Below are 24750 nucleotides of genomic sequence, written 5' to 3' on the forward strand. Positions count from 1 at the left end.
CAACTCCCCTGTCCATAGGTGGTTTTGATGGCACATCACCCCTCCTTGCGTTTCGCTCGGGCGTTCTGGAACCCTCCGTTCGACTTGTCTGACACAGCATCGACGGAGGCAACCTCCCATGCCCTCACGGCGAATACGCCGCGCCTGGCTCACAGCAGCCGCCGCGGCCTCGCTCCTGTTCACCGGCCTCGTGGCGCCGGCCGCCCACGCCGAGAACGCACCGCTGGACGTCTCGGACCCCACGGTCCAGGAGCCCCTCGCGAACGAGGGCGCTCCCTCGGCGTTCGGGGCCACCGCCTGGACCTCGCCCGGCGGCGCGGCCTCGCCCGGCGACTTCACCCTGTCGCCCGGCGCGCTGAACGCCGAGACCACCTCGCGGGTCAGCCGGCTCGACTCGGTGCTCCCCAAGTCGGGTGTGCAGAACCTGCTGGCCGGGGCGAACCGCACCGTGACGCCGTGGTGTTCGCGCGACCCGTTCGGGACCGCCGCCGACCCGGACATCAAGTACTGCCTGCAGAACGACGATTCCGTCTCGCAGGAGTGGGTGCCCCAGGGATTCACCGGCGTGTCCGACGCCCAGGACGACGAACTGTGGGGCACGGCCGGGAACATCCAGCTGTTCGCCTCGTACGACGGCTGGGACCCGGGCCGGGAGACCGACCCGGACCCGACGACCGGTGACTGCACCACCGCCGAGCTGGAGGCGAACGACGCCTGCAACCAGAAGGGCGTCCGGATCACCTTCGTCCAGAGCCGGATCAACCCGGCCACCGGCAGCCCGGAGGTCAAGTACCGGCACGTCCTCCTGGGCTGGACGTACATCAACTCGGCCGACCACGTCTCCTTCGACGGGCTGCACGCCTCCGAGTACCCGATCCAGAAGGGCGTCCACGCCGGCGGGATCGTCTGGTACGGCAACTACCTCTACGTCGCCGACACCCGCAACGGCCTGCGCGTCTTCGACATGCGCTACATCATGGACCTCGACCCGGACGGCGACGCGAGCACGCACGACGCGATGGGTGCCGACACCGACGGCGTGCAGACCACCGCCAACGTCGAGGACAAGACGAAGGTCGGCCGGCACGACAACGTCTGGTACAGCTTCGGCTACCGCTATGTGATGCCGCAGGTCGCCGCGTGGAAGTTCAAGGCGACGCAGAGCAATCCGGCGGGTTCCTACGCCTGTGTCTCGACCGGCGCGCCGAAGGCCTCGTACATCTCACTGGACCGCAGCACCACCCCGGACCGCCTGCTCATGGGCGAGTACTGCCGCCCGGAGAGCGGCTACCCGTCCACCGGCCGCATCGCCTCGTATCCCGTCGCCGAGCTCGAGGGCCGTTCCGCCGACGTGGCCGCGGAGGGCTGGGCCAACTACCTGCCGTTGACGAACGGCGGCGCGCAGGGCGCGGCGGCGCAGGGCGGCACGCTGTACGTGAACGAGTCGAAGGGCACGGACGAGCCGGGCAACCTCTGGCGCTACGTCTGGAGCAACGGCCAGTTGGTCCAGAACGGGCAGGCCGTCAAGACCGCCCGCGGCGCCGAGGACCTCTACGTCGAGCGCGGCACGGGCCGACTGTGGTCCCTCTCCGAGCACCGTCCGGGGTCGGCGGCCGACTGCACCGCGAACCGGGACGCCGCCGATCCGGTGGGCACGGACTACTGCCAGCGGGTGCTGTACGGGCACAAGCTGAGCTGGCTCGACGGCCAGCCGTAGCGCGCCGGACGTCGCGCCGCTGCTCGGCGGAGGGCCCGGTCAGACGGCCGGGCCTCCGCCGAGCACGCGAACCGCGTCCACGATCAGGTCCCAGAACCCGTCGGCGTCGACGTCCATCGCGACCTCGACGTCGGCGGGCCGGCCCGTCACCCCGTGCAGGTCCACCACCGTCGCGCCCCGGGTGTGCGTGCCGGTCAGCTCCACGGCCACCGCCGCCCGGGCCAGGCCGACCAGCGTCGGGTCGATCAGATGGGCGACGGTGAGCGGGTCGTGCAGCGGGGGCGCGTCGAAGCCGAACACCTCGCGGTAGGTGGACGCGAAGTAGGTGAGCAGGTCGACGCAGAGGCCGCTCAGCGGGGTGCCGAGCGCGGCGATCCGGGCGACCACCTCCGGGGTGGCCTGCGCCTGGTGGGTCGCGTTGAGTCCGAACATCGTCACCGGCAGCCCGCTGCGGAAGACGATGTCCGCCGCCTCCGGGTCGCACAGGATGTTGAACTCGGCGGCGGGCGTGGTGTTTCCGCGCTCCGTCGAACCGCCCATCAGCACGATCCGCTCGATCCGCCCGGCAAGCTCCGGGTGGGCGAGGAGCAGGACCGCGATGTTGGTGAGCGGCCCGGTCGGTACGAGCGTCACCGGCGCCGGGTGGGCGAGCAGGGTGTCCCGCACGAGGGTGAGGGCGTCGCGCGGATCCAGCGGCACGTCCGGCTCCCCCGCCGCGAAGCCGGGCCCGTCCAGGCCGGACGCACCGTGGATGTCCTCGGCGATCCGGCGCGGCCCGTGCAGCGGGCGGTCCCGCCCGGCGGCGATCGGCACGCCCCGGATCCCGGCCACCGAACAGACCCGGCGGGCGTTGAGCGTGGTCTTCTCCAGCGTCTGGTTGCCCGCGACGGTGGTGATCGCGAGCAGCTCGATCGCGGGATTCGCGGCGGCGAGGAGGATGTTGAAGGCGTCGTCGTGACCGGGATCGCAGTCGAGAATCACGGGAACCGGCATGGCTTCACCGTGCCACATCCGGGGCGGCGGGCGAAGGACGCCGGGCCCGGGAGCCCAGAGCCCAGCGCGGGCGGGGTGCTGCGCGCCCGGCGGTGTGGGCGGCGGCGGACTTCGCGGCGCGGGAGCGCTACAGGGTCCGGCTCGGCGCCGAACGGGTGCTCCCGCTCCGGTAGTCGGCGAGCGTGCGCTCCGCCCGCCAGCCCTGGGCCTGTGCCCGGGACACGTCAAGGACGACGGAGTGCGCCAGCTGGTCGACGGCGTAGCGGGTGAGCGCCGGCTCGGCGTGCGGGCGCAGCCGGGCGAGGGTCTGGGCGGCGGTCGCCGCGGTCTGGGCGAGGGGCAGCGGCAGGTGGCCGATGCGGCCGCGGATGTCGTGGGCGCGCAGCACCGTGCGGATCGCGTCGTCGCGCTCGTACGGGACGGGGTCGGCGATGTTGTACGCGCCGGGCGGCCAGCCGGCGGCCGTCAGACAGGCGTCGGCGAGGTTCTCGACGGCCGTCAGGCTGAGCCGGACGCTGGGTCCCGGCAGCATCAGCAGCCCGCGGCGGACGCGGGACAGCAACCGGGGCACCAGGTGCGGGTCGCCGGGCCCGTACACCGCCCGCGGCCGCAGCACCACGGCGCCCGCGGCGAGCGCCAGCGCCTCGCCGGCCGCTTTGGTGCGGCCGTACGCGTTCAGGTGCCCGCGCACCGGATGGTCCTCGGTGATCCGGGTGCGTCCCGGGCCGGGGGCGTAGACGCTGGCGCTGCTCACCCACACCACCGGCCGGCCGCCGGCGGCCCGGAGCAGCCGCGCCGTGCCGTCGACGTTGACGGCGTGCAGCGTGGCCTCGGCCGGGGAGCCGGGCACCGGGTCGCCGACGGCCGCCGCGCAGTGCACGACGAGGTCGGCCCCGGACAGGTCGGGGTCCTCGCGCGTGGCGTCCCAGGGGAGGTGCCGGCCGACGGGGCCGGGGCGCCGGCCGACGCACAGGACGTCAGCGCCGCGAGCGGCGGCGGTGGCGGCGACGTGGGAACCGCAGAAGCCGCTGGCGCCGGTGACGGCGATCGTGGTCATCGGGGCTCCGGGGATCGGTGACGGTCGTCGGTCGCCCGCACCGTGAGGGAGCGCCAGCCCGGCAGGGCCGCGGTCCGGTCGACGCGGGCGCCGGTGACGACGGGGCGGTAGGGGGCCAGTGCGGCGAGGGTGTCGTCGAGTTGGGCGCGGGCCAGGCGGGCGCCGGGGCAGGCGTGGCTGCCGGCGCCGAAGACGAGGTGGGCCACGGCGGGCGGTGCCGGGTGGTGGGCGTCGGGTGGTGCGGCGTGGGCCCGGGCGGCGTGGCGGGCCACCAGGATGAGGCGGTCTCCGGCTCGTACGGGACAGCCGTCGAGGTCGGCGTCGGCCGCCGCCACGCGCGGCAGCAGCGGGGAGGGGGCGACCACGCGCAGGAGTTCGTCCACCAGGTCCGGGCGCAGCCGGTCGTCCGCCGCCTGGTCCCACAGGCCTGCGTCGGCGCACCAGGCGGCGGCGCGGGGCAGGGCGGCGACGGTGGTGTTGACGGCGGCGACGGTGAGCATGGCCCGCAGGGCCGTGTCGCCCGCCTCGTCCGGCCCGCCGGGCGGTTCGAGCAGGGCCTGCAGCCGTGCCGTCGCCGCGGCGGCCGCCCGTGCGGTGCCGGGCCGTCGGGGCCCGGGGAGGTGGTCGCGTACGGCGGCGGACGCGGCCCGGGCGGCCGCCTCGGCGAGCGCTTCCGGGTCGGCGGTCGTGCCCAGGAGCGCGCGGACGGTGGCCCCGGCCAGTTCGCGCGCCAGCGGTACGAGGTCGGTTTCGCGGCCCTCGGCGAGCGGGGCGAGCCGGCGGGCCAGGACGTCCTGCCACACCGGGCGCAGCCGTTCCACCCCGGCGGCGCCGAGGCCGTCGGCGACCGCCCGCCGGGTGGCGCGGTGCCCGGTGCCCTCCTGGTCGAACAGCGTGCCGCCGGTGGAGAGTTCGCGGGCCGCGCCGCCGGTGGTGCCGGCGGCGGTGCGGTCCAGCGGGATACGGGTGAGGGCCTGGCGGTACGCGTCGGGGCCGTGCACCAGGACCGCGCCGCCGATCCGGGTGACCGCGCGGCGGCGGGTGGCGGCGAGCAGGGCGAAGAGCACGGGGTGGGAGCGGGTGTAGACGCGGCGGTCGCGGCGGCGGGCGGTCCGGAGGGCGGCGGTCACGGCGGCCGGTGGCGGCGGCGTACCGACGGGCACGGTCATCCTCGGCTCCGTTCAAGCAGGCGCCTCGCGGCGAGGCGCGCCGTCGCGGCGCGGTCCGGCTTCAGGGAGCGGCCGGAGAGCGGGATGTCGGCGAGGAGCACCGCGTCCGGCCGGGCGGTGCCCATGCGCTCCAGCGGCCCGGCCAGGGCCGCCCGCAGCGCCTCGCGTTCCGCGCCGGCGCTCGGCTGGACGACGGCGACCAGGCGTTCGTCGCCGTCGCCGGCGGGTACGCCCACGAGGAGGGCCAGTTCGACGCCGGGGACGTGGAGCCCGGGCTCGTACAGACCGGGATAGATGTTCTCGGCGTGGCGCAGGATCATGTCCTTGCGGCGGCCTTCGAGGACGATCCGGCCGTGGTCGAGGCGTGCGCGGTCGCCGGTGGGGACCCAGGGGTCGGGGTCCTCGCCGAGGTAGCGGTCGCGGGCGGCGGGGCCGGACAGGAGCAGTTCGCCGGAGGCGTCGGTCTTGGCCGTCACGCCCGGCAGGGGCGTGCCGACGAGGTCTCCGTCGCCGGTGAAGGCGGCCTTGTCGGCCTGTTCGACGGCCGCGGCCGGGAACAGTTCGGTCAGCGCGTAGACGCCCCAGGCCTCGTCCGCGCCGGCGCGCTTGACGCGGGTGAGGAGGTCGGTGCTCGCCGGGGCCGATCCGGTCCACACGCGGCCGGTGAACCGGCCGCCGCCGGCGAGGAGCCGCCGGATCTGCGGCGGCGTCAGATAGGTGGCCTGCGGGGCGAGCCGATGCAGCTGGCGGCGCAGGACGGGTACGGAGCGGGCGGGCAGCGCGACCGGTGCGCCGCTCGCGAGGGACGGCAGCAGGACGAAGAAGGTGCCGCCGAGGACGGGCCGCCCGGCTCGGGGCCGTACCAGCTCGGCCACCGTCGTCATGCCGGCGGCCAGCGAGGAGCGGGTGTGGACGACGGCGCGGGGCCGTGCGGTGGTGCCCGAGGTGAAGACGATGACGGCGTCGCCGTCCTCGTCGACCGGGGGCGGCAGCGGCCCGGTCCGCGGGCCGGTCTCCAGGGCGGGGGCGCAGCCGGGCAGTCGGGGCCCGAGCGTGGCCACCGGCCCGAGCTCCGCGAGGTCCGGCAGGGCCAGGCGGGCGCGGCGGGCGAGCGGGCGGGCCCAGCCGGCGACGGCCTGGGCGGTGGCGTCGGCGAGGACGAGGTCGGGGCGGGCCAGGGCGAGCCGGGCGCGCAGCAGGTCGGGTCCGGCGCCGGGGTCGAGCACCGCGGCCCGGGCGCCGAGCCGGTGCAGGGCGAGCATCACGGCGAGGGCGCGGGGCCCGGGGCGCACGGCGACGCCGACGGTGCTGCCGCGTCCGATGCCCCGCCCGTGCAGGGCGGTGGTGCAGTGGTCGGCGAGGTCGGCCAGATCGCCGAAGGTGGCCTTGGTGCGTACGGCGCCGGTGCGGGTGGTGCCGAGGACGGCGGGCCGCTCGGGGTGGCGGCGCAGGGTGCGCGCGAGGGTGTCGAGCATCAGCGCGGGTCCTCTCCGTGGTGGCCGGGGCCCCGGTCGAGGTACCAGCGGGCGGTGCCGACGAGGCCGTAGGCGCGCAGTCGGCGGGTGGAGTTCTCCACGACCATGTCGCGGGCGTGGACGATGGCGGTGGTGTGGCGGCGGACCCGGTTGAGGAAGAGCCGGTCGGTGGGGGAGGGGCGGCGCGGCATGCCGCCGACGGCTTCGTACAGGGCGGCGGTGACCGCCATGTTGTTGCCGGCGTGCATCCGGTACGGGGCGAGGTAGCCGTGGCGGCGGTGGTGGGCGGGGCGTATGCGGCCGAAGAACGCGGCGACGCGGACCAGTGCGCGGAAGGCGGCCCGGCCGAGCGGCCCGTGCTCGTCGCGGCGGGCGTCGATGCGGCCGCAGACGAGTCCGGCGCCGTGCCGCAGGGCGGCGCGGGCGCCGGCGGTCCAGCCGGGGTGCGGCAGGCAGTCGGCGTCGGTGCGGGCGAGGTGGGTCGCGCCGTGCTCGATCGCGTAGCGGAAGCCGGTGTCGACGGCGCAGCCGACGCCCTTCTCCGGTTCGCGCAGCACGTGGACGGGGAAGGGCGCCCAGCGCGCGAACTCGTGGGCGACGTCGGCGGTGTTGTCGCTGGAGGCGTTGTCCACGACGACGAGGGTGAAGTCACGGTCGTGCTGGTCCGCGAGGGCCTCCAGGGTGCCGCCGATGCGCGCGGCTTCCTGGTGCGCGGGCACCACCACCCACAGGGCGTTCATGCCTTCTCCCAGACCATCGTCATGATGCTCACGCCGCCGCCGAGTCCGACGAACAGGACCCGGTCGCCTGGGCGCAACCGCTCGTGGACGCGGTCGAGTTGGACGCCGAGTGTGGCGCTGGCCATGGCCGAGCTCGGGGACCGTGACGACGAGCCGGTCCCGGGGGACGCCGGTGAGCTCCACGAACCGGTCCAGGTACGGCACGGTGACCTGGTGCACGAGCACGTACCGGAAGTCGTCCCAGGCGAGGCCGGTGCGCTGGCGCATCCGGTCGAGCACCGAGGTGCCGACCTTCTCGAACACCTCGCGCAGTTCGCCGCCGTCGCCGTGGAAGTACGTGTGCTCGTCGCCGCGGGGGTGACGGGAGCCGCCGCCGAAGATGCCGCCGACCGACCAGTGCTCGGAGTGCGTCTCGGTGTCCACGTCGAGGATGCCGCCGTGGTCCACCACCTCCAGGACCACCGCGGCCCCGGCGTCGCCGAAGGTGTAGCCGGCGAACCCGTCGCGGAGCTGGCCGGCGCCGGACGGGGCGTACCGCACGGCACGGCTCGGGGTCTCCCCCGTGACGACCAGGGCGCGTCGGGCGCGGCCTGCGAGGATCAACGCGCGGGCAGTGTCGATGCCGTTGACGAAGCTGTTGCACGCGTTCGTGACGTCCAACGCGTGAGCCCGGGAGCCGAGTTCGGCCTGGACGATGTGCGCGGTCGCCGGCTCGACGACGTCCCGCGTGGCCGAGGCGAACACCAGCAGATCCACGTCGTACGGCACGAGCCCGGCCCGCTCAAGCGCCGCACGCCCGGCCCGCACCGCGAGCGTCGAGGCGTACTCCCCCTCCCCGACCGCCCGGCGGGTCTCGATCCCGGTGACCCTTTCGAGCATCCGCGCGGGCAGCGAAAGGCCGGAGGCGGCGGTGATCCGGTCCTGAAGCCGACACGACGTCACTTCCCGCTCGGGAAGGGCGGATGCCACCGCGGTGATACCCACCCGGCGCGTTGTCGGGGCGGGAGCAGCATGGTCTGTGTCCATGCGCAGGACGCTACGAGCGGGGCGGGACGGGCCGCCTGAGCGCTGCTACTCAACCGTGCGTAGGTAGGCGCGCAGGTGTTCGGGGCGAGTCGTGCCGGGCGCGCACGGTGGGCAGCACGGCGCAGTCCTCGGTCGCGGCCAGGCCTGCGCCGAGCGCCAGGAGCGACAGCAGCCGCACCGGGCGTCCGGTGACGGCAGCGGCCTCCGTCTTGTGATGGCCGTCGAGGAGGAAGTGGGTGAGGCCCCAGTGCCGGTAGTGGTCGGCCGCCGAGCCGGAGGCGGGTTCGCACACGTCGAGCGTGGACACCGCGACTGCCGTCGGGACCGCTCCCCCGCCCATGAGCTCCGCGTACTCCGCTACGCGCTGCCGCTCGTTCCACGTCGGCGGCACCAGGGGGACGACGAACTCGTAGAGGTGGGCGAACGCGTCGACCGCGGTCTCGAAGGTCCGGTAGTACGGCGTGTGCGGATATTCCGGCAGCCCCCAGAACTGGTCGAGCCCCCAGGTGTCCACCTGCTCGCCGCTGAAGTAGTCGCCGTCCCGCCCGGGGACGGTGAGCCGGGGTTCGACCTGGAGCAGCATCGGAAGGTAGTCACCCTCCGGCAGCAGGGCGGCGAACGCGTCGATCACACCGTCGGCGACCAATGCGTCCAGACCGGGCGGTGTGCCGGTGAGCCGATCCCGCGCGGTCTCCAGTGAGAGCGTCTGGCAGGCGGTCTCCAGCCTCCGGAACAGGAACGGGCATGTCCCGCACCAGTTGCTCAGCTCGAAGGCCGGGTCCCCGTCGACCACGAGCAACCTGCGCCCCGGCCCGCCGCCGGCCCCCCGCTGCTCCTCCTCGAACCGCAGTCGCGCCTGCGGGGCGGGAACACCGAGCCGGCGGGGAGCACTGCTGTGGATCATCACGCGCCGACGGTACGGGAGCGCACGGACGGACACCAGCCTGATCGCTCCGGTCGAGCGGAATCCTCGGCCCTCGACTGAGCTGCGGGAACGCCACGGGGGTACGGGGGTACGGGTCCATGGGCATGCGGGCCTGCGCGGGTGGTGCGGGGGACGGCGAGTGCGGACCCGACACGTTGGTGCCGCTCGGTGAGGCGGTCGACTTCGGTTCGCCCGGGCTGGTCGAGGCGCTTCTGGACCACCGGCTCCTGGGCCGGTACTCCACGGCCCGGCTCCGCGAGGCGCGGGAGTTCGCGCGCGGCCGGCACGAGGCGGGGGTCGAGGCCGAACTCCGGCGGCGTGCGGGCTCGGGGGAAGCCCCTGTCCGCGCCCGGGTCCGGGACGACGAGTACTGCACCGTCGGGGAACTCGCGCCCGCAGGCATGACCGTACGGGACGGGCACGGGGCGATCCTCACGCGCCTGGAGGAGCTGCTCGGGATCCGTGCCTCGTTCGACGAGCTCATGGCACGGGCGTTGGAGCAGGACCAGGACCACAGCGCCTGGTGGGCGTCCACCATCCTCCTGGGGAACCGGCGCGACGAGGAGACCTGGGCCGCCGCTCTGGCCCTGCGCACGCCTCCCGACCCGGCACACCGGCTGTTCGGGGGCGGGGGTGTTGAGGCTGGTCCATCTCTTCGACGACAGCGAGGCGGACGCGTTCGCCGTCCCCGCCCTGGAGCTCTTCGTCCCGTGGGCGGCGGAGGAAGCGGACCTCGCCGTCCCCATCGAGGTGCTGCTCGCGCTGGGAGAGCACGCCGACGCGCGGGCGGCCACGGCGCTCCTCCCCCATGCCGGCCATCCAGACCCCCGTGTACGGCATGCGGTGGCCAACGGACTCGGCACCTCGCCGGAGCCGACCGCCCTCGCCGAGGAGGTCCGCGAGGCGTTGCTGGTGCTGATGAAGGAGACCTGCCTCGGCGCGGCGTGGCGCTACGAGTGGCGCCGCGACGGCCGCTGAGCCCCGCGCGGGCGACCGCGTCTCGCCGAACGGGACCCGGCGCCGTCGGCCTACCGTGAACGCGTGTCGAGCCGTGTCACACCGCCCTCGACGGGCCTTGCCGCGTGAGCAGCGCGTCGCGTGATCACGCAGGCGTGGCGGTACTACGCCTCCGCCCGCCAGGCCTGGGGCGCGCAGCGGTCTGGCTGCCGCCGCTGGTCTCGGTGCTGCTCCTCGACGGCATCCTGCTGGTGCCGGTCAGCTCCGGATGATGGACGCGGAGGGCGGGCCCCGGCCGGAGCCGCTCGCTCCGTGACCCGAACGGCCCCGGCACGGCGCGTTCCGCCCGCACGGCCCGGAGCATGGAAGGAAGCGGCGGCACCGCTTCCGTACCACCGCCCTCACCGCCGCCCGCCCCCGTCCCGCCCCCGCCTCCCACGGAAGGGTCCGGCCATGACGTCGCGGAATCCGTTCGACGACCCCGACTTCCCGCCCCGCGCGCCGGACGGGGGCCGATACGGCGAGGACGCGTTCCGGCCCGAGCAGCCCGGCGAGGCCGAGCGGATCGACCTCGGTGCGCTCGCGTACGACGACCTCAGCCTGAGCCGGCTGCGCGCCCTCGGCGCCGGGCCGGGGTGGCGCTGTCTGGACATCGGCGCCGGTACGGGCACGGTCTCGCGACGCCTGTTGCGCGAGGCGGGGGTGGCGGGCGTGCTGGCCGTCGACCGTGACGTGCGGTTCCTCGCCGAGCGGCCCTTCCCCGGGCTCGACGTGCTCCAGGCCGACATCACCGCCCCCGACTTCGCGCCGGGCCGGTTCGATCTGGTCCACGCGCGGTTCGTGCTCATGCATCTGCCAGAGCCCGAGCGGATGGTGTCGACGCTGGCCGGGCTGGTCGCGCCGGGCGGGGTCCTCGTCCTCAGCGACGCGGTCGACCTGACCAGCGACCGTACGAGCGCGGCGGCCGACACGCCGTTCGCCGCGGCGATGCGCGCGATGTGGCAGGGGCTGCGCGCCTCCATCGGCACGGACGTCTCCTGGGTGCCGTCGTATCCGCAGCTGCTGCGCGGCGCCGGGCTCCGCGCGGTCGGCGCGGAACTGTACGTACCGCCACTGCTGCGGGGAAGTCCGATCAGCCGCTTCTGGGCGGACACCTGGGAGCGGAGCCGGGCGTCGATGGTGGCCACCGGGCTGATCGACGGCGCCGGCATCGACGCGGCGATCCGCTACCTGGACTCGGACGCGTGCGCGGCGCTGTCCGCCGGGATGCTCACGGTCTGGGGCCGCAAGCCGGGGGCCGCGGGGGCGGCGCCCGCGAGGCCGTGACCGGCCACACCCCACACATGCTTGCAGTCGCGCGCTATGCGCTCTCGCCGATTTTTGCCCTGGTGGCGTATCCTGGGTTCCACGAGCCATCTCACGAACCACCGGAAGGAGACCGGACCCCATGACCGCCACGGACCCCGCACTCACCGCACTCGCCAGCGGCTGGGGTGCGCTCTCCCTGCTGCACGGCCGGATCGAGTCGCACATCGAGCGCGCCCTGCAGTCGGGGCACGACCTGAGCGTGCGGGAGTACTCGCTGCTCGACGTGCTCAGCCGGCAGCACGACGGCGAGGGCGGGCATCTGCAGATGAAGCAGGTCGCCGACGCGGTCGTGCTGAGCCAGAGCGCAACGACGCGCCTGGTCACCCGCCTGGAGGACCGCGGGCTCCTTTCGCGGTACCTGTGCCCGACCGACCGGCGCGGCATCTACACCGACGTCACCCCGGCCGGCCGGAAGCTGCTCGACGAGGCCCGGCCGACCAATGACGCCGCCCTGCGGCAGGCGCTGGACGAGGCCGCCGGGAACCCGGAGCTGGCCTCGCTGGTCGCGGCGGTCGAGGCCGTCGACGTACCGGCACAGCGCGCGTAACCGACCCCCGCACCACATCCGCCCGCGCATCCACCCCCGTTCGAGCCCCCGGACGGGGGTTCGTCATGGTGTGACTCATGCCGCTCGCGCCGGTAACGGCAGCCCCGCCTTCCCGATCACGACCGACGTACTGCTTCCCGCACGGCGAGATCAGCCGCGCGCGCCGCGGTGTCATGCAGGCCCAGGCGCAGGTGCTCTACATGGTAGAGGGCTTGGTCGAGGAGTTCGGCGACATGGTTGTCGTAGAGCGAGTAGACGATGGAGCGGCCCTGCCGCTCGCCGGTGACCAGGCCGAGGTTGCGCAGGAGGCGGAGCTGGTGGGAGCAGGCGGAGGCTTCCATGCCGACGGCCTCGGCGAGCTCACCCACCGAACAGGGCCCTTCCTGGAGGTGGGCCAGGATGTAGAGCCGGGAGGGTGTGGCCAGGGCCTGGAGGGTGGCGGCGACGTCGGCGCTGCCGACCGTGTCGAGACGTTCGCGGGCGCTGGCGCTGCTGGTGGTGGTGTCGCGTCCGTGGCCCATGACCCCATCATAGCGATGACACCTGAAGAGCTGTTCATATGTTCCTGTACGGTGGAGGTGTGGCCCCGTCCCGCCCGTGAAGGGTTGTTTTGTCATGTCTTCAGTCCTGGACCAGCAGCGGTCCGCGCCGCCCGCCGGCGCCCCGCGTCCGGCCCCGCAGCGGCGCCGCACCCGTCTGCTCGCAGTGCCGCAAGCCCGCTGGGCGCTCGCGGCGCTTGTGCTGTTCCTGCTCGCCCTGCCGGTCCACCTGCTGGACGGCCCGGCGTGGCTGTGGGGCACCCTGTTCGCCGCCACGTATGTCACCGGCGGCTGGGAGCCGGGCTGGGAGGGCCTCAAAGCCCTGAAGGACAAGACGCTGGACGTGGACCTGCTGATGGTCGTCGCCGCCCTGGGGGCCGCCGCGATCGGGCAGGTCCTCGACGGCGCGCTGTTGATCGTCATCTTCGCCACCTCCGGCGCCCTGGAAGCCGTCGCCACCGCCCGCACGGCCGACTCCGTGCGCGGGCTGCTGGACCTCGCCCCCACCACCGCCACCCGACTCCTGCCCGACGGCACCGAGGAGACGGTCGACACCGGGCAACTGGCGGTCGGGGACACCATCCTGGTCCGGCCCGGCGAGCGGGTCGGCGCGGACGGTCAGGTTCTGGACGGGGCCGGCGACGTCGACCAGTCCACCATCACCGGCGAGCCGCTCCCCGTCGCCAAGCAGGCCGGGGACGAGGTGTTCGCGGGCGCCGTCAACGGTACCGGCGCTCTGCGGGTGCGGGTCGAGCGCGACCCGTCGGACTCGGTGCTCGCCCGGATCGTGAAGATGGTCGAGGAAGCCTCCGAGACCAAGGCCCCCACCCAGCTGTTCGTCGAGAAGATCGAGCAGCGGTACTCGATCGGCATGGTGATCGCGACCCTCGCGGTCCTCGCGGTCCCGCTCGCCTTCGGTGGGACCTTCTCCTCGGCGCTGCTCCGGGCGATGACGTTCATGATCGTCGCCTCGCCGTGCGCGGTGGTGCTGTCCACCATGCCGCCGCTGCTGTCGGCCATCGCGAACGCCGGCCGGCGCGGTGTGCTCGCCAAGTCGGCCGTCGTCATGGAATGCCTCGGCCAGATCGACACCGTCGCCCTGGACAAGACCGGCACCCTCACCGAAGGCACTCCCCGCGTCACCGACCTGCGTCCGCTGCCCGGCAGCGGCCTGGACGAGGACACGCTTCTCACCCTGGCGGCGTCGGCCGAGCACCCCAGCGAGCACCCGCTCGCCCGCGCCGTCGTCGCCGCGGCCGGCGAACGCGGCCTGCCCCTGAGCGACACCGAAGACTTCACCTCCGCCCCCGGCCGGGGCGTCACCGCCACTGTCGACGGCCACACCCTCACGGTCGGCGCCCCCGCCCGACTCCTGGACACCGCCGGCCACCAGCCGCACCGGGCGGTGGCGGCCGAACTGGAAGAGGCCGGACGCACCGCGGTCGTCGTCCTGCGCGGCCAGGAGCCGGTGGGCGTGCTCGGGCTCGCGGACCGGTTGCGGCCGGACGCGGCGGCCACGGTCGCCGCGCTCACCCGCTTGACCGGCCGCACCCCCGTCCTGCTGACCGGCGACAACGAACGCGCCGCCCGGCGCCTGGCCGCCGAGGTCGGCATCACCGAAGTCCGCGCCCACCTGTTGCCCCAGGACAAGGTGACGGCCGTCAAGGAGTGGGAAGCCCAGGGACGCAAGGTCCTGGTCGTCGGCGACGGCGTCAACGACGCCCCCGCCCTGGCCGCCGCGCACGCCGGCATCGCGATGGGCAAGGCCGGCTCCGCGCTCGCCGTGGAGACCGCCGACGCCGTCGTCGTCCGCGACGAACTCGCCACCATCCCCTCGATCGTGCAGCTCTCCCGCACCGCACGCCGCCTCGTCATCCAGAACCTGGCCATCGCCGGCACGTTCATCACCGTCCTGGTCGCCTGGGATCTGATCGGCACCCTGCCCCTGCCCCTCGGCGTCGCCGGCCACGAAGGCTCCACCGTCATCGTGGGCCTCAACGGCCTGCGCCTGCTGCGCGAAGCCGCCTGGCCCCGCCTCACCGAGGACACCGCGTGAGCAGACGCACCCGCCGGCTTCACCCTGACCAGCGTCGACCGCTCCCCCGGGAGCCGGACCGTCTCCGGCGCGCTCGCGGGCCGGGCCTGTGCGTACGGGGCCGCAGAACCGGCCGCGCTGCCTCGTAGGCGGCCTTCACCTGGGTGCCTTCACCCGGGTGCGTCGGCGTCGTTCTTCTCCGACACCGGGTCGGCGAGAGCGCGGAGCGTCTTCTCTGCCTCGGTGATCAGCCGGTGGACGAGTTCGGCGGCCGGGGCGATGTCGCGGACGAGGCCGGCGGTCTGGCCCGTCAGCGGGATGAGTTCGTGCGCGGTGCCCTCGCGCATCGACGTCATCACCCGGGTGCGCAGCGCCTCGGCCCGGGCGGCGGCCGCTTCGGGGCGGGCGTTCCCCTCCTCGACGAACCGGGTGCGCAGTGACCGCGGGACGGTCGTGAAACCGTGCTCGGTCGGCGGGGGCAGAATCTGGTCGGCGAACACCACTTTGACGGCGTCCTGGCTTGCGGCGGAGACGATGGCCGCCTTCCAGTCGTCGCTGACCTCGCATTCGGTCGAGGCCAGGAACCGGGTGCCGATGTTCACGCCCTGTGCGCCCAGGGCCAGTGCCGCGGCGATGCCCCGGCCGTCGGCGATGCCGCCGGAGGCGAGTACCGGCAGCGGCCGGACCGCGTCGACGACCTGCGGCACGAGCGCCATCGTGCTGACGTCGCCGCAGAACCCGCCGGATTCGGTGCCCTGCGCGCTGATCACGTCGACGCCGGCCGCGGCCGCGCGCTCCGCCTGCTCGACCGTCGTCACCTGCTGCAGGAAGATCGCGCCGGCGTCGTGGACGCGGGCCACAAGGTCGTCCGGTTCGCCGAGCGCGAAGGAGAACACCGGTGGGGCCTCGGCGATCACCGCGTCGAAGACCTCGGGGTCGTACGGGCGCCTGGTCATGTTCAGCGCGAACGGCCGGTCGGTGAGGTCGCGCAGCCGGCGCACGTCCTCACGGACCTGTGCCGGAGTGCGCAGGGTGGTGGGGACGCTGCCCAGCGCACCGGCGTCACTGACGGCCGCGGCGAGCCGCATGCCCTGCTGCCAGGGCCCGCCGAGCGGCCCCTGCACGATCGGCACCTCGATGCCCAGTACTCCGCACACCGGTGTCCGTAGCATCGCGCCCTCCATCCCGAGGGAGCCCCGAGACAGGGATGTTCCTGCTGTCCAGCCTAGGTGCGGGGGTTCCTGGCTGCCTGCCGAACCGTTCGGGCAGACACCGGCGCGCGTGCTTCCGTGTGCGGGTGCGCGTCCTGGGCCGTCCTCTTACGCTGCGGACATGCCTGACATGGCACTGACATCGCGGCGGCTCGGCAGCGGGCCACCCCTGCTGGTCGTCCTCCAGCTCGACCGGGACGGCTGGGGGCCTGTCCTGGAACGCCTCGCCCGCGAGCACGAGGTGGTGGCCGTCGACCTCCCGGGCTTCGGCGACAGCCCCGCGCTGCCGGAAGGGACCACGCCGACCGTCGAGGCGCTGGCCGCCGCCGTCGCGGAGTGGCTCCCCGGCGCCGGCCTCACCCGCCCGCCCGTCGTGGGGAACTCCCTGGGTGGGGCCGTCGCGCTCGAACTGGCCCGCGGCGGCATGGTCGGCAGCGCCGTCGCGCTGTCCCCGATCGGCCTGTGGACGCGCCCCGAGGCCGCCTACGCGCTGGGTTCGCTCCGCGTCGCCCACGCCATGGCCCGAGCCTGCGCCGAACGCCCCCATCGGATCGCCGGCCACCCGATCGGGCGCACCGTGGCCTTCTGGCAGCTCGTCGCCCGGCCGTGGCGCATCCCCGAGGCGGCAGCCGCAGGCGCGCTGCGCAACCTGGCCCACTCGCCCGGCTTCGAGCCGACGCGGCGCGCGGCGCACGCCTACCGGCTCCGGGCCTTCACCCCGGAGGTCCCGGTCCCGGTCACGGTCGGCTGGGGCACACGGGACCTGATGACCCCACCCCACCAGGCCCTCAGGGCGGCACGACTGCTGCCGGGCGCCAGTCACGTCTCGCTCCGGGGCTGCGGGCATTCACCGATGTCCGACGACCCCGAGCAGGTCACCCAGATGGTGCTCGATGCCATCGACGGCTGAGTTCCGCGTGAGGCGGTGGAACGGCCCTACTGCGGCCGTCCGTGCGTCATCGCGCCGTGGCTCCCCTGTCTCCCGCCGAGCCTGCGCTCAGCTGCCGAGCACGGCGCTCGCTGAGGGCTGATCGAACCGGGACGCCGGGCGGTCAGGGGCTGTTGGGCCGGGTCAGGCCGAGGTCGTAGGCGAGGATCACGGCCTGGATCCGGTCCCTGGCGCCGGCCTTGGCGAGGACCCGTCCGACGTGCTTCTTGACCGTGGACTCGGACAGCACGAGACGTTCGGCGATCTCGGCGTTGGTCCAGCCCTTGCCGATGGCGATGAGGATCTCGCGCTCGCGGTCGGTGAGGGAGCGGAGCCGGGGGTCGTCGTCGGCTGTCCGGTCGTGCGGGCGTACCGGCAGCTGTCGGGCGTAGGTGTCGAGGAGGCGGCGGGTGAGGCTGGGGGCGATGACGGCGTCCCCGGCGGCGACCGCGCGGATACCGGCGAGGAGTTCCTCGGGGAGGGCGTCCTTGAGCAGGAAGCCGCTGGCGCCTGCACGCAGGGCGGCGTGGGCGTACTCGTCCAGGTCGAAGGTGGTGAGGACCAGGACGCGGGAGCGGCCGCCGCCGGCGACGATGCGGCGGGTGGCCTCGATGCCGTCCATGCCGGGCATGCGTACGTCCATGAGCACCACGTCCGGGCGGAGTTCGGCGGCCTGGCGGACCGCTTCGGCGCCGTGGGCGGCCTCGCCGACGACTTCGGTGTCGGGGTTGCTGGCCAGGAGCATGCGGAAGCCGAACCGTTGCAGCGGCTGGTCGTCGACGATGAGGACGGTCGTCATGACGCCTCCGCCGTTCGCGACAGGCGGGAGGCGGGGACCGTGGCGGTGTGGAGAACGGCGTCCACGCTCCAGCCGCCGCCGGGGCGGGGGCCGGCGGTGACGGTTCCGCCGTACAGGGCGGCCCGTTCCCTCATGCCCGCGATGCCGTGTCCTTCCCCACCGGGCTGTGGGAGGCCGCCCGCGGGTCCGGTGTCCTCCAGGCGGATGTGGAGCTCCGCGTCGTCGGCCGCCGTGATCGTGAGCTGGGCCCGGGTGTCGGTGCCGGCGTGTTTGAGGGTGTTGGTGAGTGCTTCCTGCGCGATCCGGTAGACGGTCAGCTGCACACCCGGGTCCAGGGCGTCCGGCCGGCCGGCGGTGCGGTATGTGACCTGCGGGCCGGCCGCGCGGACGCGTTCGCAGAGCGCGTCGAGGTCGGCGATACCGGGCTGGGGGCTGAGGTCGGCGGCCTCCTCCTCGTCGGCGGCGCCGTCGGCGTACTCGGTCTCCTCGCGCAGTACGGCGAGGGTGCGGCGCAGCTCGCCGAGGGCCTGGCGGCTGGTTCCGGCGATCAGCTGCAGGGCCTGCCTGCTCCACTCGGGGGCGGTGGTGGCCGCGTGGGCACCGCCGTCGGCGAGGGTGATGACGACGGAGAGGTTGTGGCCGACGATGTCGTGCATCTCCCGGGCGATGCGGGTGCGCTCGGCGGCGGTGGCGAGCCTGCTGCGCTGGTCGCGTTCGACCTCCAGGCGGGCCGCGCGGTCCTTGAGTCCCAGGAGGTAGGCCCAGCAGAGCCGGATGCCCAGACCGGAGGCGACGGCGGCGGTCGCGGCGCTGCAGAGGAAGAACAGCGCGACGAGCGGGGACAGCGGGATGGTCACGCGTACGGCCGCCAGCACGATGGCGGCGAGCACGGCCGCGCAGGCGAAGCCCAGGTGCTTCAGCCTGCCGTGCCGGGCCAGGCTGTAGAGGGCGATGAGCAGGGCGACGTTGCTGTGCAGCGAGACGTCCAGGGCCGTCTCCACCAGGTAGACGCCGAAGACGGCGGCGAAGACCGCGGAGGGGGCGCTGCGGCGCCACAGCAGGGGCAGCAGCAGCCCCAGCTGCAGGGCGACGATCCCGTACAGGGGGATGGCGGCGGTCCGGATCACCGACCCGTGGCTCGCGCCGACGAGCAGGTCGGGCAGGCCGAAGGTCAGCAGGGCGGCCAGCACCAGCGCGGTGTCGAGGAGCCATGGGCGCTGCCGGTCGGCGCGCCGCAGGCGGCGCCCGGCGTCGACGAGCCGGGCGATCGGCGGGTGGCCCCACAGCGGGTCCTCGGGCGTCAGGGGTCTCACGGGTGTCACCTGTCCAGTGTCGACGACGGTCGGGCGGGTGACGTCCCCGGTCTGCCCGGTCGCGTCACCCGCTTTCGCACGGGGTTCGTCAGGCGTCGCCGCGCTTCAGCCGCCAGGCCGCGCCGGCCAGGGCGAGGAGGGTCCAGCTGGTGAGGACGGCGAGGCCGGCTCCGGGGGTGAGCGTGTCCGCGGCCTGCTTCAGGGCGAACATCGACTCGCCCGCGTTGCTCGGCAGGTACCGGCTGACGTCGCTCTCCCAGGAGCTGGGCAGCAGCGAGACGAGCCCGGGCACCAGCAGCAGGGCCGCGACCAGCACGGCGACGGCGCCGGCCGTCGACCGCAGCAGCGCGCCGAGCGCCACGCCGATGACGCCGATCATGCCCAGGTAGAGCCCGGCGGCGAGCAGGCTGCGCAGCACCCCGGTGTCGGACAGCGCGAGCTCTGCGGGGGTGCCGACGATCATGTGGCCGCCGGCCTTGAAGGCCGCGAACACACCCGCCGTGCCGACGAGCAGGGCGACCACGCCGTGGACCGCGGCCTTGGACCACAGCACCGGCAGGCGGCGCGGGACGGCCGCGAGCGTCGAGCGGATCGTGCCGGTGCTGTACTCCCCCGCGGTGACCAGGACGCCCAGAATTCCCAGGGCCAGCTGGGCGAAGCCGACTCCGAACAGTGCGAGGTCGACCGCGTTCGCCCTGCTGAGGTCCATGTGCCCGCCGGGCGGCCCCATGGTGCCGGCCGTGGCGGGCTCGTAACGGGCTGCGGCGATCAGGCCGAAGCCCAGCAGGAACAGCAGCGCCACCCCGAAGGTGATCCAGGTGGAGCGCAGCGACCAGAGCTTGGCCCACTCGGCGCGCAGCACCCGCGCCCCGGTCACCTTGCAGGTGGGACGCACCGCGTCCGATCGCCCGGGGGTCCGGGTCTCGCTGATGACGCTCATGCCGCCCTCCCGGGGGTGTCGTCGAAGGTGGTGGAGCCGTGGAAGTCGACGGCGTCACGGGTCAGGTCCATGAACGCGTCCTCCAGGGAGACCTCCCGGGGAGTGAGTTCGAACAGGGCGATGCCGGCCTCGGCGGCCTTCGTCCCGATCGCCCGCGCCGGCACGCCCGTCACCTGCAACTCCTCGGATCCGGCACGTCCGGTGATCTCGACTCCCGGCGCGGCCAGTACCTCCCGCAGCCGCGCCGGATCCGCGCTGACCACCTTCACCCGGTCGCCGCCGGCCCGTCGGACCAGGTCCGCGACGGTGGTGTCGGCAAGGAGCCGGCCCCGCCCGATGACGATCAGGTGGTCGGCGACCAGCGCCATCTCGCTCATCAGGTGCGAGGAGACGAAGACGGTACGGCCCTCGGCGGCCAGAGAGGTGAGGAGATTGCGGATCCACAGCACGCCCTCGGGGTCGAGGCCGTTGACCGGCTCGTCGAGCATCACCGTCGCCGGGTCGCCGAGGAGCGCCGCGGCGATCCCCAGACGCTGGCCCATGCCGAGGGAGAAGGCGCCCGCGCGTTTCCTGGCCACGGCCTGGAGGCCGGTCAGCTCGATGACCTCGTCCACCCGGCGGCGCGGAATGCCGTGGGTGTGCGCCAGCGCCATCAGGTGATCGACGGCGGTACGGCCCGGGTGGACCGACTTCGCCTCAAGAAGCGCACCGATCTCCCGCAACGGCGCGGTGTGCTGCGCGTAACGGCGGCCGTTGACCCGCACTGTGCCGCCGGTGGGCGCGTCCAGGCCGATGATCAGGCGCATGGTCGTGGACTTGCCCGCGCCGTTGGGGCCCAGGAAGCCGGTCACGGTGCCGGGCCTGACGGTGAAGTCGAGCCGGTCGACCGCCGTCTTCTCCCCGTACCGTTTCGTCAGCTGATGCGCTTCGATCATCGAGTCCTCCCTCGCGTCCGCCGGCCCGACCCTCGCCGGCCCGCGTCACCGCTCACGCTAGGAGGACGCGCCGCGCCGCCCGTGGTACCCGGGTGCCATCCTGAGCGGGCGCTGGTACCGCGGTACACCTCTCCGCCCAGCCGCCCACCGCGTCGGCCGCACGTTCGCCCGGCGCGGCTCTCCTCACCCGGACAACCGACCCGTACGGTGCCGGTCGCGGCGGACGTCGAGGGTGGCGCAGTGGAAGGAACCGCCGAGGGCCTGGACATGGCGGAAGGGACACGGCAGCGGGGTGAACCCCAGGGAGGCCAGCAGCTCTTGGACCTTCACGTCCTCGGCCTCGACGACCACGTGCCGGTCGTCGACCACGAGCAGGTTCATGTTCAGCCAGGCGCTGGTCATGTACAGCGGCGGACCGGGCGCGGGATCGGGCCAGGGAGCGGGCACGAGTTCCCAGTCGGCCAGCGGGGTCCGCGCAAGATCGCCCGGATCGATCCGCTCCGGGTTGTACAGGGCGAGGCGCTCACGCAACGGGCACAGCGTCGCGTCGATGTGCATCGCGTGCCGGTCTCGCGGGCGCAGGAGGTGGACCGCGACGTCGGGCCCGAGGCGCTGGCGCAGGTGCTCGACGCCGGAGCGGTTGGTGACGTGGCTGAGCTGCCCGACGACGGTCCGCGGCCCCAGGCGTAGGAAATCGGCGGCATCCCAGGCCGGTCGTGCCTCCCCGATCACCCAGCTGTCCTCGATCACCGGGCCCTCCCGTACGGGATTCACGTCGAGGTCCACCCCGGACGGCATCCAGCGCGCACCGGTGCGACGCCACTCCTGAACGAGAGGCCAGTAGGCGAGCAGCTCGTGGCGGCGACTGCGCCACGCCATCGGCGCCTCGATCACCCGGTCACCCATCACCAGCAGCGCGTCCCTCGGCATCGCCGCGCAGTATCCGGCCAGCCCCGCCCACGGCACGCGCCGCGGCCGGCGCACGAGACACCCCATCCGCTCCAGCAGCTCGGCGAGCCCCTGAAGCTCCCGATCCGCCTCCAGGACCACATCGGGTGGAAACGCGTGCCCCGGTCGGAACGCGTCCCAGTGCTCGGCGGGCATCGTCGCCTCCACCATGCGCCGGTCCTCCGCCGGGAACACCGCCCCGTATGCCGTACCGACCACGACCTCACGGAGGGGGCTCCACTCGTCGCACGCATCCACCACGGACCATCGCCTCCTCGACCGAGCGGCGGGCCCCCTGCGGCACCCGTCCGCCCAAGGATGCGGGCCGCTCCGGCCTGCCGCTCATGCGACGCGACCGGGCCACCCGTGTGGGGTACGTGACCGGTGCGTTCGATCCGGCCGACTGCACGGACGCCGATGTGTGCCGCGGCCGGCTGCGCCCGACGGCAGTCCACACCGCCCGCGGAAGCAATCAACCCGCGCTTGCAATCATGGCGCGTCTGCAATTATTGTTTTGGCACGTAAGGAGCTCCATCAAGCAAGTACGGAAGGACGGAGCCATGCCGCTCGCGCTCCTCGCCCTGGCACTCGGGGCATTCGCGGTGGGAACGACCGAGTTCGTCGTCATGGGCCTGTTGCCCGAGATCGCCGGCGACTACGGCGTCTCCATCCCCACCGCGGGACTGCTGGTCACCGGTTACGCGCTCGGCGTCGTCCTCGGTGCGCCACTGCTCACCGTGCTCGGCAACAAGGTGAGCCGGAAGCGGATGCTCATGGTGCTGATGGGCCTGTTCGTCCTCGGCAATGTGCTCTCCGCCGTCGCACCGACCTTCGGTCTGATGCTGACCGGCCGCGTGGTCGCCTCGCTCGCCCACGGCTCGTTCTTCGGCATCGGCTCCGTCGTCGCGGCCGGCCTCGTCGCCCCCGAGAAGAAGGCCGGCGCCATCGCCACCATGTTCACCGGACTGACCGTCGCCAACATCGTCGGCGTTCCCCTTGGCACGTTCATCGGGCAGGCGGTCGGCTGGCGCACCACCTTCGCGATCGTCGCCGCGCTCGGCGTGCTCGGACTGCTCGGCATCGCCCGGCTGGTGCCCGCCATGCCGCGGCCCGAAGGCGCGCGCCTCGGCCGGGAGCTGACCGCCTTCCGCAATCCGCAGGTGCTGCTCGCGATGGCGATGACCGTGCTCGGCTTCGGCGGCGTCTTCGCCGCGATCACCTACATCGCGCCGATGATGACGCACGCTGCCGGCTACTCGGACGGCGCCGTGACCTGGCTGCTCGTGCTGTTCGGCATCGGCATGTTCCTGGGCAACCTGCTCGGCGGGCGCTTCGCCGACCGGGCGCTGATGCCGCTGCTGTACGTCACGCTCGGCGGCCTCGCGGTCGTGCTGGCCCTGTTCACGGTGACCGCGCACCACAAGGTCCTGGCCGCGCTCACCATCCTGCTCGTCGGGGCACTCGGCTTCGCGACCGTGCCGCCGCTGCAGAAGCGGGTCCTGGACCAGGCGCACGGCGCGCCGACGCTGGCCTCGGCCGTGAACATCGGCGCCTTCAACCTCGGCAACGCGCTCGCCGCGTGGCTCGGCGGGCTCGTCATCTCCGCCGGTCTCGGCTACACGGCCCCGAACTGGGTCGGCGCCGTCCTGGCCGCCGCCGCGCTGCTCCTCGCCTTCTGGTCGGCGGCCCTTGAGCGCCGGGCCCCGGCGAAGGACACCGGTGCGGACCGGGCCGGCGCCCTCGCGGCACCCGCGCCCGCCCCCGTACCCGTACACCACTGATCCCCCCCGATACCCACGGCAGGAGCCGCGCCATGAGCACCCTCCCCACCCGCACCCCGCAAGAGGTCTTCGCCGACCACGGCCGGCGCCTCGGCACCGGCGACCTGGACCTCGTCAGCGAGAACTACACGGAGGACGCCGTCTTCCTCACCCCCGAGGGCGTCCTCACCGGACGCGCGGGAGTCCGCGAGGGCATCGGCCGGCTGCTCGCCGATCTGCCCGACGCCGAGTGGCGGCTGACCCCGCAGTTCGCCGGGGACGTGCTGTTCCTGCAGTGGACCGCCGCCGGCGGCGCCCACGAGGTCTCCGACGGCGTCGACACCTTCGTCTTCCGCGACGGGCTCATCAGCGCCCAGACCGTCCGCTACACCCTGACCGACCGCACCGCGTAAGGAAACACACCACCATGAGCATCCCCACCGTGAAGCTGAACAACGGCGTCGAGATCCCGCAGCTCGGCTTCGGCGTCTTCCAGGTCGCCGACGAGGCGACCACCGCCGCCGTCACCTCCGCCCTCGAGGCCGGTTACCGCAGCATCGACACCGCCGCCATCTACGGCAACGAGGCCGGCGTCGGCCGCGCCCTCGGCGCCTCCGGGCTGGCCCGCGAGGAGCTGTTCGTCACCACCAAGCTGTGGAACGCCGACCAGGGCTACGACGCCACCCTGCGCGCCTTCGACGCCAGCCTGGCCAAGCTCGGCCTGGACTACGTCGACCTGTACCTGATCCACTGGCCGGCCCCGGCCCGTGACCTGTACCGCGACTCCTGGCGCGCCCTGGAGCGGCTCGCCGAGGAGGGCCGGATCCGGGCCGCCGGTGTCTCCAACTTCCAGCCCGCGCACCTGCGCCGGCTGACGGAGGGCTCCGCGCTGACCCCGGCCGTCAACCAGATCGAGCTGCACCCCGCGCTGCAGCAGTCCGAGCTGCGCGCCTTCCACGGCGAGCACGGAATCGCCACCGAGGCGTGGAGCCCGCTCGCGCAGGGCGCGGTCCTCGACGACCCGGCGATCACCGCGATCGCCGCCGCCCACGGCAAGTCGCCGGCGCAGGTCGTCATCCGCTGGCACCTGCAGCTCGGCAACGTGGTCATCCCCAAGTCGGTGACCCCGGCCCGGATCCGCGCCAACTTCGACGTGTTCGACTTCGTCCTGTCGGACGAGGAGATGGCGTCGATCGCCGGTCTCGACCGCGGCCTGCGCACCGGCCCGCACCCCGACGAGCTGAACTGACCCGTGCGCCCCACCGGGCGCATCCCTCGTCCCCGCCCCTCCCCCGTTCCCTCCCCTGCTGGCTCGCGCTCGCGTGCCGCGGCCCCGTTCCGGGCCGACCGTCCGGAACGGGGCCGGGG

At 74.0% G+C, this 24750-nt stretch carries 22 protein-coding genes; 9 read left to right on the forward strand and 13 right to left on the reverse strand.

The window, feature by feature from the left end:
• Window positions 1-118 precede the first annotated feature (118 nt).
• A complete protein-coding gene (locus KV205_RS27045) occupies window positions 119-1717 on the forward strand; it encodes a hypothetical protein (protein ID WP_265867233.1) in 1599 nt (532 codons plus the stop codon).
• 39 nt (window positions 1718-1756) lie between these two features.
• Here KV205_RS27045 and KV205_RS27050 read toward each other — a convergent pair whose 3' ends face one another.
• From KV205_RS27050 to KV205_RS27075, 6 genes are all read right to left on the reverse strand, one after another.
• A complete protein-coding gene (locus KV205_RS27050; RefSeq protein WP_265867234.1) occupies window positions 1757-2710 on the reverse strand; it encodes a nucleoside hydrolase in 954 nt (317 codons plus the stop codon).
• A gap of 127 nt (window positions 2711-2837) precedes the next feature.
• The gene (locus KV205_RS27055) at window positions 2838-3767 is read right to left on the reverse strand and encodes an NAD(P)-dependent oxidoreductase (RefSeq protein ID WP_265867235.1); all 930 of its coding nucleotides are present in this window, start codon (window positions 3765-3767) and stop codon (window positions 2838-2840) included.
• Entirely contained in the window at window positions 3764-4936 is a 1173-nt protein-coding gene (locus KV205_RS27060) for a cytochrome P450 (RefSeq protein ID WP_265867236.1), read from the reverse strand. The genes KV205_RS27055 and KV205_RS27060 overlap by 4 nt, the downstream gene beginning before the upstream one ends.
• On the reverse strand, window positions 4933-6411 hold the full coding sequence (locus KV205_RS27065) for a class I adenylate-forming enzyme family protein (protein WP_265867237.1): 1479 nt from the start codon (window positions 6409-6411) through the stop codon (window positions 4933-4935). Before KV205_RS27065 ends, KV205_RS27060 begins: the two co-directional genes overlap by 4 nt.
• Window positions 6411-8177, reverse strand: a complete 1767-nt coding sequence (locus KV205_RS27070) for a glycosyltransferase (protein ID WP_265867238.1) — start codon at window positions 8175-8177, stop codon at window positions 6411-6413. The genes KV205_RS27065 and KV205_RS27070 overlap by 1 nt, the downstream gene beginning before the upstream one ends.
• A gap of 49 nt (window positions 8178-8226) precedes the next feature.
• Window positions 8227-9081: a hypothetical protein gene (locus KV205_RS27075; protein WP_265867239.1), complete on the reverse strand. Its 855-nt coding sequence runs from the start codon at window positions 9079-9081 to the stop codon at window positions 8227-8229.
• A gap of 654 nt (window positions 9082-9735) precedes the next feature.
• Between KV205_RS27075 and KV205_RS27080 the strand changes: the two genes are divergently transcribed.
• From KV205_RS27080 to KV205_RS27090, 3 genes are all read left to right on the forward strand, one after another.
• Window positions 9736-10080 (forward strand): HEAT repeat domain-containing protein, encoded by a 345-nt coding sequence (locus KV205_RS27080; protein WP_265867240.1) that lies wholly within the window; start codon window positions 9736-9738, stop codon window positions 10078-10080.
• Window positions 10081-10512: 432 nt separating this feature from the next.
• Window positions 10513-11385 (forward strand): bifunctional 2-polyprenyl-6-hydroxyphenol methylase/3-demethylubiquinol 3-O-methyltransferase UbiG, encoded by an 873-nt coding sequence (locus KV205_RS27085; protein WP_265867241.1) that lies wholly within the window; start codon window positions 10513-10515, stop codon window positions 11383-11385.
• Window positions 11386-11506: 121 nt separating this feature from the next.
• The gene (locus tag KV205_RS27090) at window positions 11507-11974 is read left to right on the forward strand and encodes a MarR family winged helix-turn-helix transcriptional regulator (RefSeq protein WP_265867242.1); all 468 of its coding nucleotides are present in this window, start codon (window positions 11507-11509) and stop codon (window positions 11972-11974) included.
• A 116-nt stretch (window positions 11975-12090) separates the two neighbouring features.
• Here the strand turns inward: KV205_RS27090 and KV205_RS27095 are convergent, their stop codons facing one another.
• Entirely contained in the window at window positions 12091-12495 is a 405-nt protein-coding gene (locus KV205_RS27095; RefSeq protein WP_265867243.1) for a metalloregulator ArsR/SmtB family transcription factor, read from the reverse strand.
• 94 nt (window positions 12496-12589) lie between these two features.
• On the opposite strand from KV205_RS27095, the gene KV205_RS27100 reads away from it, so the two are divergent.
• Complete coding sequence (locus KV205_RS27100; protein ID WP_265867244.1) at window positions 12590-14569, forward strand: heavy metal translocating P-type ATPase; 1980 nt, start codon at window positions 12590-12592, stop codon at window positions 14567-14569.
• 149 nt (window positions 14570-14718) lie between these two features.
• On the opposite strand, the gene KV205_RS27105 is transcribed toward KV205_RS27100, so the two are convergent.
• The gene (locus KV205_RS27105; RefSeq protein WP_265867245.1) at window positions 14719-15720 is read right to left on the reverse strand and encodes a nitronate monooxygenase family protein; all 1002 of its coding nucleotides are present in this window, start codon (window positions 15718-15720) and stop codon (window positions 14719-14721) included.
• Window positions 15721-15880: 160 nt separating this feature from the next.
• Here KV205_RS27105 and KV205_RS27110 point away from each other — a divergent pair, with 160 nt between their 5' ends.
• Window positions 15881-16669, forward strand: coding sequence for an alpha/beta fold hydrolase (locus tag KV205_RS27110; protein ID WP_265867246.1), 789 nt, complete (start codon window positions 15881-15883; stop codon window positions 16667-16669).
• A 142-nt stretch (window positions 16670-16811) separates the two neighbouring features.
• Here KV205_RS27110 and KV205_RS27115 read toward each other — a convergent pair whose 3' ends face one another.
• The 5 genes from KV205_RS27115 to KV205_RS27135 form a co-directional block, all read right to left on the reverse strand.
• Window positions 16812-17486, reverse strand: a complete 675-nt coding sequence (locus KV205_RS27115) for a response regulator transcription factor (RefSeq protein ID WP_265867247.1) — start codon at window positions 17484-17486, stop codon at window positions 16812-16814.
• On the reverse strand, window positions 17483-18799 hold the full coding sequence (locus KV205_RS27120; protein ID WP_374214731.1) for a sensor histidine kinase: 1317 nt from the start codon (window positions 18797-18799) through the stop codon (window positions 17483-17485). The genes KV205_RS27115 and KV205_RS27120 overlap by 4 nt, the downstream gene beginning before the upstream one ends.
• An 88-nt stretch (window positions 18800-18887) precedes the next feature.
• The gene (locus KV205_RS27125) at window positions 18888-19739 is read right to left on the reverse strand and encodes an ABC transporter permease (RefSeq protein ID WP_265867248.1); all 852 of its coding nucleotides are present in this window, start codon (window positions 19737-19739) and stop codon (window positions 18888-18890) included.
• Window positions 19736-20674 (reverse strand): ATP-binding cassette domain-containing protein, encoded by a 939-nt coding sequence (locus KV205_RS27130; protein WP_265867249.1) that lies wholly within the window; start codon window positions 20672-20674, stop codon window positions 19736-19738. The genes KV205_RS27125 and KV205_RS27130 overlap by 4 nt, the downstream gene beginning before the upstream one ends.
• A gap of 183 nt (window positions 20675-20857) precedes the next feature.
• Window positions 20858-21883, reverse strand: coding sequence for an amidinotransferase (locus KV205_RS27135; RefSeq protein ID WP_265867250.1), 1026 nt, complete (start codon window positions 21881-21883; stop codon window positions 20858-20860).
• A 299-nt stretch (window positions 21884-22182) separates the two neighbouring features.
• Between KV205_RS27135 and KV205_RS27140 the strand changes: the two genes are divergently transcribed.
• Genes KV205_RS27140 through KV205_RS27150 form a run of 3 tightly spaced genes read left to right on the forward strand, consistent with a single transcriptional unit; the run spans window position 22183 to window position 24631 of the window.
• On the forward strand, window positions 22183-23403 hold the full coding sequence (locus KV205_RS27140; RefSeq protein ID WP_265867251.1) for an MFS transporter: 1221 nt from the start codon (window positions 22183-22185) through the stop codon (window positions 23401-23403).
• A 32-nt stretch (window positions 23404-23435) separates the two neighbouring features.
• Window positions 23436-23795: a nuclear transport factor 2 family protein gene (locus KV205_RS27145; protein ID WP_265867252.1), complete on the forward strand. Its 360-nt coding sequence runs from the start codon at window positions 23436-23438 to the stop codon at window positions 23793-23795.
• Between the two features lie 14 nt (window positions 23796-23809).
• Window positions 23810-24631 carry an aldo/keto reductase gene (locus KV205_RS27150; protein WP_265867253.1) on the forward strand — a complete coding sequence of 274 codons (822 nt, stop codon included), beginning with the start codon at window positions 23810-23812 and terminating at the stop codon, window positions 24629-24631.
• Window positions 24632-24750: the final 119 nt, after the last annotated feature.

The organism is Streptomyces sp. SKN60 (assembly GCF_026236535.1).
Taxonomy (GTDB): Bacteria; Actinomycetota; Actinomycetes; order Streptomycetales; family Streptomycetaceae; genus Streptomyces.